General features: G+C 61.8%; 7 protein-coding genes. 4 read left to right on the top strand and 3 right to left on the bottom strand.

From position 1 onward, the window contains the following. Positions 1–177: 177 nt before the first annotated feature. From ACQRBV_RS20195 to ACQRBV_RS20185, 3 genes are read left to right on the top strand one after another with little or no spacing between them, the layout of a single operon-like run. Positions 178–1,419, top strand: a complete 1,242-nt coding sequence (locus tag ACQRBV_RS20195; RefSeq protein WP_411984260.1) for an exonuclease SbcCD subunit D C-terminal domain-containing protein — start codon at positions 178–180, stop codon at positions 1,417–1,419. Beyond that, positions 1,416–5,054 (top strand): AAA family ATPase, encoded by a 3,639-nt coding sequence (locus ACQRBV_RS20190; protein ID WP_411984261.1) that lies wholly within the window; start codon positions 1,416–1,418, stop codon positions 5,052–5,054. Before ACQRBV_RS20195 ends, ACQRBV_RS20190 begins: the two co-directional genes overlap by 4 nt. After that, a complete protein-coding gene (locus tag ACQRBV_RS20185; RefSeq protein WP_411984262.1) occupies positions 5,051–5,644 on the top strand; it encodes a glutathione S-transferase in 594 nt (197 codons plus the stop codon). Before ACQRBV_RS20190 ends, ACQRBV_RS20185 begins: the two co-directional genes overlap by 4 nt. 9 nt (positions 5,645–5,653) lie before the next feature. Here ACQRBV_RS20185 and ACQRBV_RS20180 read toward each other — a convergent pair whose 3' ends face one another. The 3 genes from ACQRBV_RS20180 to ACQRBV_RS20170 all read right to left on the bottom strand — a co-directional run bounded on the left by ACQRBV_RS20180 (position 5,654) and on the right by ACQRBV_RS20170 (position 7,442). Next, entirely contained in the window at positions 5,654–5,833 is a 180-nt protein-coding gene (locus tag ACQRBV_RS20180) for a hypothetical protein (protein ID WP_060752616.1), read from the bottom strand. Between the two features lie 156 nt (positions 5,834–5,989). After that, positions 5,990–7,165: a lactonase family protein gene (locus ACQRBV_RS20175; protein WP_104993978.1), complete on the bottom strand. Its 1,176-nt coding sequence runs from the start codon at positions 7,163–7,165 to the stop codon at positions 5,990–5,992. After that, on the bottom strand, positions 7,152–7,442 hold the full coding sequence (locus tag ACQRBV_RS20170; RefSeq protein WP_060752614.1) for a DUF5629 family protein: 291 nt from the start codon (positions 7,440–7,442) through the stop codon (positions 7,152–7,154). Before ACQRBV_RS20170 ends, ACQRBV_RS20175 begins: the two co-directional genes overlap by 14 nt. A 246-nt stretch (positions 7,443–7,688) precedes the next feature. On the opposite strand from ACQRBV_RS20170, the gene ACQRBV_RS20165 reads away from it, so the two are divergent. Next, positions 7,689–12,623 carry a dermonecrotic toxin domain-containing protein gene (locus ACQRBV_RS20165; RefSeq protein WP_411984263.1) on the top strand — a complete coding sequence of 1,645 codons (4,935 nt, stop codon included), beginning with the start codon at positions 7,689–7,691 and terminating at the stop codon, positions 12,621–12,623. The last annotated feature ends 234 nt before the right edge of the window (positions 12,624–12,857 follow it).

The raw sequence follows: 12,857 nt of genomic DNA, 5'->3' as shown, positions 1-12,857 counted from the left end.
CGTAGCAGGCCCAGTCTTTTCAAACCAGAAGCTGGGGCCGCTTCGCGGCCCAACGGGAGCAAGCTCCCTCGCCACAGGGACAGCGTTGCGCCTTACTGACTGTGCATTTGAGCCGGCCCCCTCCCACCGCTTTACAGGTAAACTCCCCTCCTTTTCATCTTTTCCACGGAGTTCGCCTTGCGTTTGTTTCATACCTCCGACTGGCACCTGGGCCAAAACCTCCACGGCCAGGAACGCGACTTCGAACACGCCTGTTTCCTTGAGTGGCTGCTGGGCCAATTAAAAGCCGAGCAACCGGATGCGTTGCTGATCGCCGGCGATATCTTTGACACGGTCAACCCGCCGCTCAAGGCCCAGGAGCGCCTGTACGATTTCATCATCAGCGCCCACGAGCAAAACCCCAAGCTCACCATTGTGATGATTGCCGGCAACCACGATTCCGGCTCGCGCATCGAATTGCCGGCGCCGTTGATGCGCCGCTTGCGCACCCATGCGTTGGGCCGGGTGCTGTGGCTGGACGACGGGCAACTCGACGCCGAACGCCTGCTGATTCCCCTGCCGGATGCCAAAGGCAAGATCGCCGCATGGTGCCTGGCGCTGCCGTTTCTGCGCCCGGCGGAAGTCACCGGCGCACACTTGGGTGACGATTACCTGCGCGGTATCGGCCAGGTGCATGAATGGCTGATCGCTGCGGCCAAGGCCAAACGCAAAAAGGGCCAGGCATTGATCGCCATCAGCCACGCGCATATGGCCGGTGGTTCGGTGTCGGAAGACTCCGAGCGCAGCCTGATCATCGGCAATGCCGAAGCACTGCCCGCCAGCCTGTTCGATAACCGTGTGGGCTATGTCGCCCTTGGTCACTTGCACAAGCCGCAGCAGGTGAATGGCGAAGAACGCATTCGTTATTCCGGCTCGCCGATTCCGCTGTCGTTTTCCGAAGTCGGCTACAAGCACCAGATTCTTGACGTAACGTTTCAGGGCGAGCGGCTGGTGAACGTCGAACCGCGCCTGATCCCCCGCTCGGTCAATCTGCAACGCCTGGAAGCCGCGCCCCTGGCCGATATCCTCAAGCAACTGGGCGACCTGCCCGACATCGACCTGCTCGCCGAAACCCAGCGCCACCCTTGGCTGGAGGTGCGCGTGCGGCTCGACGAGCCACAGCCGGACCTGCGCCAGCAAATTGAAACCGCCCTGCAAGGCAAAGCCGTGCGTCTGGTACGCATCGCCGCCGAATACGCAGGTGTGGGCAACCGCGAAGACCGCGATGAAGAGCGCCTGGTTGAACTCGACCAGCTCACGCCCCAGGAGCTGTTCAGTCGCGCCTGGCAGGACAGTTACGGCAGCGAAGTGGATGAACAGACCTTGAAGGATTTCGCCGTGCTGCTCCAGGAAGTGCAACAGGAGGATGAACAGCCATGAAGATCCTCGCCATCCGCCTGAAAAACCTCGCCTCCCTGGCTGGGCCGTTTGAAATCGACTTCACCGCAGAGCCCTTGGCCAGTGCCGGGTTGTTCGCGATTACCGGGCCGACCGGCGCGGGTAAAAGCACGCTGCTCGATGCGTTGTGCCTGGCGTTGTTCGGTGCCGTGCCGCGCCTGGGCGACACCGGCCAGGCCAAGATGCCCGATGCCGTCAGCGACATTTCCATCGGCGACCCACGCACCCTGCTGCGACGTGGCACCGGCGGCGGTTACGCCGAGGTGGACTTTGTCGGCGTCAATGGCCGTCGCTACCGTGCGCGTTGGGAAGCTAACCGCGCCCGCGACAAGGCCAGCGGCAAATTGCAGAACAGCCGGCAAAGCCTGATCGACCTGGACAGCGATCAACTGCTGGCCAGCCAGAAAACCGAATACAAGGCCCAGCTGGAACAGGCCCTGGGCCTGAACTTTGAGCAGTTCACCCGTGCCGTATTGCTGGCGCAAAGCGAGTTCAGTGCGTTCCTCAAGGCCAACGATAACGAACGCAGCGAACTGCTGGAAAAACTCACCGACACCGCGCTTTACACGCAGTTGGGTCGCCGTGCGTTCGACAAAGCCAAGGACGCCAAGGAAGCCCACAAGCAGCTGCAGGACCAGGCCACCGGTGTAGTGCCGCTGGCCCCCGAAGCGCGGGCCGAACTCGATCAACAATTGGCCGAAGCCCAGCAACAACTCAAGACCCGGCAGGCTCAGCTCAAGCAGTTGGAACTGCAACATACGTGGCTCAAGGAGCTACGCGAATGGCAGGAGCGCCGGCAAGCCGCCGCCGAACAGTTGCAGCACGCCGAGCAGCAATGGCATGACCAGGGCCAGCAACGCCAGGATTTAAGCCGCCTGGAGCAGTTGGCGGCGCAGCGCCATCATTTCGCCCGACAGGCCGAACTGGGCACCTTGCTGGCGCCGCTCGCCACGCAGATTGCGCAGCACATCGAGCAGCAAACCGCGTTACAGAGCCAGCAAGAGCAGGCACAACAACAGCACGCCGCCGCTCAGTCAGCCTTGACCGAGGCCCTGAAACATCAGGCCGACGCCGTGCCGTTATTGCGCCGGGCCTTCGAAGAGCAGAGCACCCTCGCCCGCTTGAGCAAAGACCTGACCAAGCGCACCGAAGACCAGCACGTGCAGGAAACCGCCTGCACCCAGGGCCAGGTCGCACTCGATGGCTTGTTGGAGAAACAAGCGCAAGTGGGCGAGCGCCTGCAACATCTGGCCAACGAACTTGAGCGCAGCAGCGCCCTCGCACCGCTGAGTGAAGCCTGGGCCGCCTACCGCGACCGCCTGCAACAACTCATGCTGATCGGCAATCGCCTGAACAAAGGCCAGGCCGAACTGCCGCAGCTGGAACAGCGCGCCAGCGCCGCCGCCGAGCAGTTCACCCAGCAGCGCGAAGCCTTGGAGCTGTTGTACCAGGAAGCTGGCGCCGAACCCCACGCCGTGGCCGAACAAATCCAATTGCTCGCCAGCCTGCTTCAGGACAATCGCAAGCAGCAACGCGCCTTCGAAGATCTCACACGCCTGTGGGACAGCCAGCAACAGCTGGATCAACAGAGCGATGCGCTGACGCAAAAACTCGTGCAGGCCCAGCAGCAGCGAGAAAAGCTCAACCAGGCGGGCCTGCAAGCCAAGGCTGAATTGGCCGTGGCCGAGCAAACCCTCACGGTGACCAAGCAATTGCTGGAGCGCCAGCGCCTGGCCCGCAGTGCCAGCGTCGAGGAGTTGCGCGAGCAGTTGCAAGACGACCAGCCGTGCCCGGTGTGCGGCAGCCATGAGCACCCGTACCACCAGCCGGAGGCGCTGCTGCAAAGCCTCGACCGCCATGACGAAAATGAAGAGGCCACGGCGCAGAAAGCGGTCGACAGCCTCAAGGAAACACTCACCGAGCTGCGTGGCGAAGTGGGCGGTTTGATCGCCCAGCAAAAGGGTTTTCTGGAACAGCAGGAGCAGTTGGCGGCGCAGCAACTGGCGCTCAAACCCAGCCTGGAAGCCCATCCGCTGTACGCCGCGCTGTTCAATCAGGAGCCGCCTCAGCGCAGCGCCTGGCTGGCCCAGCAACTCAACCAGTTGACGCAAAGCATCAGCCAGGATGAACAACGCCAGGGCGCCCTGCTCAACCTGCAGCAAAACGCCGGGCGCCTGCAGCAACAACTGCAAGCCGCCCAGGAGGCCAGCCAGCAAGCGCGCCAGTTGCTGGCAGACCAGCAACGCGAGCTGTCCAATGACCGCGACCGCCTTGAAGAAGAACTCAGCGCCTTCGCCAACCTGCTGCCCGCCGCCACCCTGGACGGCCTGCGCCGCGAGCCGGCTGCGACCTTCATGCAGTTGGACCAGCAGGTCAGCCAGCGCCTTGAGCAACTGGGACAGCAGCGCGATGAACACGCCGAGCAACAAGAGCGCCGGCAAGCCATCGAGAAAGAACAGACCCATCAGCAGCATCGCCAGCAACAACTGGACGTGCTGCGTCAGCAGGTCGCGGAACTGGCCGCCCAGCAGCAAGCGGCTCAGGAAACACTCGGCACCTTGTTGGGCGAATACCCCAGCGCCGAACACTGGCAACAGCAATTGGACCAGGCGGTGGCGCAAGCTCGTCAACACGAAACCGACGTCAACCAACAGTTGCAAGATTTGCGCAACACGCTGATCCAGCTGGCCGCCGACCTCAAGGCCCAGCAGGAACGCCAACAGGCACTCAGCGCCGAGCAACACACCCTCGACCTGCGCCTGGGCGAATGGCGCGCCCTGCATCCCGAGCTGGATGACGCCGGCCTCACCCGCTTGCTGGCGTTCGATGACCATGCAATCAGCGCGCTGCGCCAGCAATTGCAACACAGCGAAAAAGCCGTGGAGCAAGCCAGGGTGCTGCTGCAGGAGCGCGAACAACGCCTTGCCGAACACCAGGCCCAGCACAATGGCAACCTGGAAGCCGAGCAACTGGACAACAGCCTCGCGGCCCTCAATCAGCACCTGGCCGACGACGAGAAGCACTGCGACGCGCTGCGCGCAAGGCAGGTCGAGGACCAGCGGCGTCAGGACGCCAACCAGGCACTGGCAGAACAAATCACCCAGGCCTATGACGAATGGCAGCGCTGGGCACGCCTGAACGCGCTGATCGGCTCGGCCACCGGCGATACCTTCCGCAAAATCGCCCAGGCCTACAACCTCGATCTGCTGGTGCACCACGCCAACGTGCAACTGCGCCAACTGGTGCGCCGCTACCGCCTCAAACGTGGCGGCAGCATGCTGGGGCTGTTGGTGATGGATACGGAAATGGGCGATGAACTGCGCTCGGTGCACTCGTTGTCCGGTGGCGAGACGTTCCTGGTGTCGTTGGCGCTGGCGTTGGGCCTGGCTTCGATGGCGTCCAGCACGTTGAAGATCGAGTCGTTGTTTATCGACGAAGGCTTCGGCAGCCTCGACCCTGAATCACTGCAATTGGCAATGGACGCCTTGGACGGTTTGCAGGCCCAGGGGCGCAAGGTGGCCGTGATTTCCCACGTGCAGGAAATGCATGAGCGCATCCCGGTGCAGATCCAGGTCAAGCGCCAGGGCAACGGGTTGAGCACCCTGGAGGTCAAGTGAGCGAGGCGCTGCTGTATTCGTTCCGGCGTTGCCCGTACGCGATGCGGGCGCGCCTGGCCCTGCGTTATTGCGGGGTGGCCGTGCGCATTATCGAGGTGAGCCTCAAGGCAAAACCGGCCGAGATGCTGGTGCTGTCACCCAAGGGCACGGTGCCGGTACTGAGTGTGGCGGGCCATGTGATCGACGAGAGCCTGCCAATCATGCAATGGGCACTTGCACAGCACGACCCTGATGATTGGCTGCTGCAAGGTGACCCGGCGGTGTTGTCGCTGATTGCCGAGAATGACCAGGTGTTCAAACATCACTTGAATCGATACAAATACGCCGAACGTTATCCCGAATACCCGATGGAGCATTATCGGGCCGAAGGCGAGGTGTTTTTGCAGAAGCTGGAGGGTTTGCTGACCCAGCATGAATACCTGCTGGCTGAGCATATGAGCCTGGCGGATGCGGCACTGGCGCCGTTCGTGCGCCAGTTTGCCCATGTGGACCGGGAGTGGTTTGCCGCAACACCGTATCGGCGGCTGCAGAAATGGTTACAACGTTTTCTGGAGTCGCCGCTGTTTATTGCGGTGATGGCAAAACCCTGAAGCCCGCTCCTATTGTTGGGTCTTGTGGTCCAGTGCGGCGTAGAAATTAGCGCTCTGTTGCAGGTATTTCTGGGTGTAGGCGCTGGTGCTGGATTTTTTGCCGGTCACTTCCACGCTGGCAGCAGCAGGCAGGGCCACGGTGGCGGAAACAGCGGAAGCGGCGATGACCGAGAAGAGATTGAAGTTCATGGCGGTAACCCTCGTGTTCGTTTGATTAAGTGGCCTTGGAAGGCCTTGGAACCAAACTTACGCCCGAGGGTTAAACCTTAGAAATGCTTTGAAACAGTAGCCGCTATTAATAGAATTAATAGAAAGCTTCAGGCCCCGCTGTACGGGGCCTGTGGCTTATTGACGCACCAGGAACTTGAGGTCGCTGGGCGCATCGATCGGCAGTTTTTGCACGGTTTTGCCCAATAACCCCGTCTTGGGGTCGCGCTCGACCACCACGATCTCGTTACTTTTCTGATTGGCGATCAGCAGGAACTTGCCGCTCGGGTCCAGGCTGAACTCGCGCGGGTGGTCGCCCTCCACGGAACGGCGCTGGATCTCCTTGAGGTGCGCGGTAGCCGGGTCAACGCTGAACACCAGCAGCTGGTTGGCGGTGCCACGGTTGCTCACGTACAGGAACTTGCCATCGCTGGACGCGTGCAGCGCAGCACCGGCCTTGTCGGACACCGGCTGCCCGGCGGCAAAGTCCACCAGTTGGGTCTGGCTGAGCTTGCCATCGTTGTAGTCGAAAACGGCCACTTGCGCGCTCATCTCCGTGGTCAGCCAGGCGTGCTTGCCATCGGGGCTGAACAGCAAGTGACGCGGGCCGCTGCCCGGTGGCAGTTGCACCGATGCGGGGTTGGCCGGGGTCAGGGGCAGTTCGTGGTTGGCCTTGGGGTCGTAACGGTAGGCAAACAACTTGTCCGCGCCCAGATCCTGGACAAACACATACTTGCCGTCCGGCGACGACACCACCGAGTGCACATGGTTGGACGCCTGGCGCTCAGGGTTCACGCGGCTGGCCGGGTGCGCGCTCAATTGCACCGGAGCCGACAGCTTGCCGGCAGCGTCCACCGGCAGGACAGCCAGGCTTCCGCCCGGATCTTCCAGTACCGAATAGTTGGCGATGAACAGGTAACGTCCATCGGCCGCCACGCTTGAGTGAGTCGGCTCATTGCCCAGGCTCTGCACCTGGTTGATCAAGGTGAGCTGATGGTTCTGCGGGTCGATGCTGTAGCTGCTCACCCGACCGACCGGGTCTTTCTGGCCCGGGCCGTTCTCATTGACCACGAACAGATGCTTCTGGTCCTTGGAAAGGGTCAGCCAGGATGGGTTGGCCGTCTTGGCCGCCAGCGCAGGTTTGCCGTTGAACCGGCCGGTACGGCTGTCGAACTGCAGCCGGTAGATCCCTTCACTGGTGCCAGCGGTGTAGCTGCCCACCAGCAGTTCATAGGTATCGGCCGGTGCGGCCTGCACCGACATTGCACCCACACTGCCGGCCATCAGCAGGGGCCAGAATTTACGCATGATCATCCGCTTCATCCTCATCGTTATTGTTGCCGGTAAACGCACTCAGGCAGACCAGGCGGTGCTCGCCCGACTCGCCCGTGAGCGTCCAGCTTTGCAAGGTGTCATCAAAGGTCGCGGCCCGTACCTGTTCCAGGCTGAAGCTCCAGCGTTTTTCGGCACGGCCGTCCATCGCGGTAATCAGCAGTTTGCTGTCGTCCACCACGAAATCAAAGGCGTGCAAGCCATCAATTTCGAGCATGTCGGCATTTTCAAGGGCGGCGGTCAGGGTTTGGGCAGTCATGGCAGTCAATCATTTACGGGAAAGCGCCAATGATAGCCCAGGGTGTCGGGGGCAGTGCCGATTTTGCGGGCAGGCCGGCTGCAAATACGTCGACACAAACGTGTCCGGCCCGCGTCAACCGGGGCGTTGGCAAAGATCTTGCGCAGCACTGGAAACAGTTCATAACGCATTTGCACCGTTAGCTGGCCGACAACCCAGTACTTTCGCGGCGCTGATTTCTTTTCACTCCGCCAAGGAAGTGCTTGCATGCCGTCGATCAACGCCCGTCCTCATCTTTTCTCCGTGTCACTGCCGATGGCGCCCCTGCCCCCTGCCGATGAACCGGCAGCGGCCGCGGCGCCGCTTTCAACACCTCCAAGGCCGATACGTTCAATCCAGCCGCCGCTGGGCCTGCAAGGCCGCTTGAAAGAGACCGCCCAGGGCGTCCCGGCTGCCGATACACCGGCCAGTGTCGTCGCCAACCAATTCGCCACACGCCCGACGTTGCGCTCCGTGGTGGCCGCGCAGTTGGACTCGCTCTTGAACCAGCGCTACCCCACGTTGAGCTTCAACAGCGCCAACACCGCTCTGGCCGTACCGATCTCGACGGATCCCCTGCAATACGCCTTGACCCCGCTGCTGGACCTGGCGCTCGAGCACATGGCCAGCGGCGGCGAACTGGCGTTGCCCGAAGGCGCCAAATGGGTAAGCCGCGACACGGCGACCACCCTCAAAGTCGTCGACGCCAGCGGCAACCGAGCCACGCCCCTGGACACCTACTCCATGGAACTGGCCATCCGCAGCCTGCGTCCCAACCTGAAGGCCGCTTACGCCGATGCGTTAAGCCATTACTGGGGGCAGGACGCGTTTGCCGGTACCAGCCGCTGGCGCTGGCTCAGCGACACACTCAAGGATACGCTGCGCATCGCCGGCCTCCAGCAACCCGGCCTCAGCGCGACCCAGCGTGAAACCCTGGACCAGATCACCCGCTACCCCGACGTCAGCGAACGCAACAGCCGTTATGGCGAATCCGCCGCGCGCGCGTTCATCGTGGATACAACCCTTGAGCACGCGGGGATCACAGCCACTCATTCGGACCCGAGCCTGCTGATCACCCGCAATATCGGCGGCGAAACGTTGGTGCTGCACGCCACCGCTGCGGGCAAGGTCACGCCTTACGCCTCCCTGGAGGCGTTCACACAGGCATGGGAGCACCAGCTTAACCAGTCCTTCAAGTTCGACCGCCTCACCTGGAAGCGCCGGGAGCCGGACGGCAACATTTTTGATACCCAGGCGGCCGTGATGCTCGACCGCCAACTGCAAAACCTGGACGCAATACAGCTGCCGGCCAACAGCCGTGCCGGCGATCTGGAACAGCTGTTTTCCCAAGCCAGCGATACGGCCATGTGGTTCAACAACACGGCATCAACCCGCCCCCGTGACCTGCCTGGATGGCTGACCCAGGCCACCGACGCCGAGCGCTTCGCTTACCAGCGTCAGGCACTGGAACTGGCCAGCAGCGTGCAGCGCAACCAGGGCCGCACGTTCCTCACGGATATTCCCGATATCCGTACTTACGCCGAACAACAGCTCAACGCCCACCTGGCCTCCAAGGGCTACGCCGCCAAAGATCTGGAAGTGACCTTCAAGGTGCCGGTCGGCGACCTGGGCAGTGGTTACATCGAGCCGGTGAAAATGAGCCTGGTGGACATGGCCCTGGAGAATCTTGCGGGGCTGCCCGCCGGTGCCATGGATGTTCGCCTGCGCGGGCAACTGATCAAAGACCCCGAATTGCCACAGATGCTCAAGGACCTGATCACCACGATCGATATCGGCAAACACTACCCCGCATTGCTCAATCAGCACCTGCTCAGCGATACCGACGAAGCCAGGGCACGCGCAAAGCTTTTCATTGAACAAGTGCCGCTACAACTGAACCTGCAAGCGCTTGAGCTCAAGTTAAAGGGCGAAGCCGGCATCACCGATACGGGCTATCGGTTGGTGGAAGCCGTGACCCGGCCCGGCACCGGCCCACGGGAGGTCGACGGTCAAGCGATTACCCTGCGCCCCCTGGCATTTGTGCGCAAACCCGGCGCCACACCGGACGTCGTCGCCAATATGTTCCTGATAGAACCGCAAAACCCTGCATACGGCCCTCACCTGCTCTACCGTCCGCAGTTGTCACCGGTTTTGCAGGAATTTGCCAGCCGCGATGCCCTGCTCGCTGCGATCCAGGCCCCAGGGCCTCTGCAACAGAGCGTTTTGGCCTGGCTGCCAAGCGACAAGGTGCGGGCGATCTACGGCAACGGCGGCTTCAAGACGCCGCATATTGCCCGCTACGGGGTCTTTAACGAGTTCGATGCGCCCGCCACACCCGCCCCGACGAGCCTGGCCATCGACGGATATGGCGCCTGCGAGAAACTGCGCAAGGACTTACGGGACGGCAAGTTGATGCAGCACCTGTTCACTACCAACACCCAAAGCCTGGTCACCCTCGCCCAAGGCCAGTCCACCTCGGATGCCCAGAGCCGTTGGGCCTCCTACAAGGAGTTGGGCTGGTTACTGTTCAATACCCTGTTGCCGGTATTGCGCGGCCCCGGCGCCATGGCCGGCTGGCTGCTGCAACTGGCCAGTGTCGAAAACGACATCAGGCAGGCCAGCGACCCGAACAACTCCGACCCTGCGGGAGCGATGGTGGACCTGCTGGTCAATGTGGCCACGTTGTTAAGCCACGCCACGCCTGTGCGCCCACCGGAACGCGCCGTGGGCAATGTGCCTTTTAACCAGCGGCCGGAAGTTTCTTCCCCGTTGCGCCGACCCGCAGGGGATACATCCCAGGTACCGCGGGTAGTGGTCGAGCCAGACGCCGCACCGGTTGCCAAAGGCCTGCTCACGCACGACCAACCCTTTGACTTCTCGTTTTCCAGCCCGCGTGATTTGAGCCCCTCGCAACGCGCCCACATTCAATCGTTCAGCGTACCGAAACCGACCGGTACAACCACCCCCATTCAAAGTGGCGCGCGGGCGGGCCTATACCTCGTCGATGGCAAGCTTCACGCCTGCATCGAGAACCATTGGTATCGTGTCGCCAGGGACCTGGATGGTCCCTTCGTGATCAACGAGCAAAACAGAACCCTCACGGGTCCGCCGCTGACCCGTGACGCCAAGGGGCAATGGCAGTTCGACACCCGCCCTAAACTGCGTGGCGGCATGCCCAGGGCCAGCGAACGGATGAAGGCCACTCTGGACCGCAATATCGAACTCAGCGATGCGATGCTCAGGCGATACGCCGAACAAGTGGCCTCGATGCAACCGCTGGTGGGCGCCATCGAAACCAGTGATATGCGCTTGAACGAAACCGATGAAGCCCTGCGCAAGTCGAACAAAACCCTGAGGACGCTATGGGGCCTGGTAAACAGTGGCGAGCGTGGGGCCGGCTTTACGCAACAGTACCAACAAGAGTTGAGGAAGAATAAAGACCTGTCGACCTTGATGCGCATGCGCTTCGAAGACGATCAGAAAAACGCCAATGCAATGCTTGCCCACAGGCGCATTGCGATCCAGGCGCTGAGCAGCGATAACCCTGCGATGAATTTCAATCTTTTCCGGGAAAAACGCGGGGACCAGTACAAAGCCATCGCCGCCACCCTGCTTTCACGCACGATCGATCACGTGTACGTCAACGACCAGTTCACCCATGCGAAGTCCGGTGAGCCGCTCGCAAAGCTGATTGAACGAACCCAACGCAATGAGCCCGGCGCCTACGCCGATCTGATCGAGAACATGGCTGACCACGTCGAGCGCCTCGGGCGCCAGATTGAGGCCGCCCAAGCCTATAACCAGGTGCTGAACGAATGGAAGAACGACTGCCCCGGTAATAAGAAACTCGCGGAGGCATTCATCAAGGAATTCCCGCAGCCACCGGCCAATCAGGTATTCACCGCCACCATGGAGCGCCTCAGCGCGCTGCGGGAGTTGAGCCTGGACCGAACCATCGACCCCCGCTCCCCCGAAGAAGCCTTTTTCCGCGACCGCTTCAACCAGGCCGACCTGAACGCCGCCGCGAACTCCCATATCGAGCTGCAACAACATGAGGGTTACACCGGCGAGGAACGTATCGCGGTGTTGAGCAACCTGATCGAAAAATATCAGGCCGAATTCAACAATGCGCACGCCTTGCAAGAGACCGGCCCCGACAGCGTCCGTGTGTTCTATGGCAAGCGTTATCTTGAGTGCCTGCAGGAAGTCATCACCCAGGCCCAGGTCGAGCTGGCGGACCTGATGCGCGAGGAACAGCATTTGCCACCGGTCGCCCCGCGCCGTGACGACAGGACGCGCAAATCGCTGAACAAGAAGGTCTTCAAGACCCGCGACAAACAAACGCTGGTGGGCACGTTACGGGATACACAACCCGGCCAGGATATCCCGATTATCGACGTGCTTGACTCCCGCACCGGCCAACCCCTGAGCAGTTACAGCTGGCACTCGACCGAAGGCGACTGGGTCCGGATCGTCAACGCAGAGCCGGTCAGCTCCCCCTCCGTGCCATCACCCAAGCCGCTGTCGGCCTCCATCGGCACGGCCCGCAAACTGATGGGAGAACAGGCCGGTATCGAGCGCTCAATCCAGTTCCAGAAGAAGAAACTGGATGATCCGGCTCGCCGCGAAACCGTCAACCCTCGCGATTGGAGCGACATGCTCGAAGCCCAGGCCGACCAGCTTGAGCATGTCGCACAGGACGCCCAGGCCAACCACGGGGCAGCCAGTGAAACCAAAGCGTTGGTCGAAACGTGGAAAAATGCCGCCAAGGCCATGCGCGAGCGCGCGATCATGCACCGTTGTGACGGCTACCTGCGCCAGCTCCCCCGAGCGGAGAACATCGATTACCTATGGACCCATGGGCGCGTCGACATCGGCCTGGTCACCCGTGGCAAAAAGCTCAAGGGCGCGGACTTTCTCACGGAGTACGCTGTTCGTGAGAAAAACAGTACCAACGTGCTCTGGTATGCGCACTTCCACTACCCCAACACGACCACCGCACGAAACACCTACAGCGCCGCGCACCTGAAACTGCCCGAGCAGCGCTACATGACCCAGAAGGATCTGGTGGAGAATGCCGGGCGCAACAACCAACCCTTGAACAGCATCGTGCGGGCCAAGATCGAACCACCGCTGGACCAGAAGCTGTTCCTCAAGCTCTGAGTTGCCAGCCCACATGACAACCCTGCTCAGCGCCTGCTTGTGTTTTTGACCTTGCTTTTGATCTGCTTTGGATCTTGATCTCAGGCGCCCCGTTAAACCACGCTGGCCGAACGCAGGCTTGAATCCGTGGGTAACCCGGCAGGACGCCGGGTTAGCCGCCCCGCGCCATGGATGGCGCGGGGCGGCGGCCCACGGATTCAAGCCTGTGTTCGGGCACACCGAGCCTGAGCGAGG

Source organism: Pseudomonas sp. R11F (assembly GCF_050312575.1).
In the GTDB taxonomy this organism is placed as follows: domain Bacteria; phylum Pseudomonadota; class Gammaproteobacteria; order Pseudomonadales; family Pseudomonadaceae; genus Aquipseudomonas; species Aquipseudomonas palleroniana.
The sequence above is the reverse complement of the archived record's forward strand: the minus strand, read 5'-3'. Positions and strand labels throughout refer to the sequence as shown.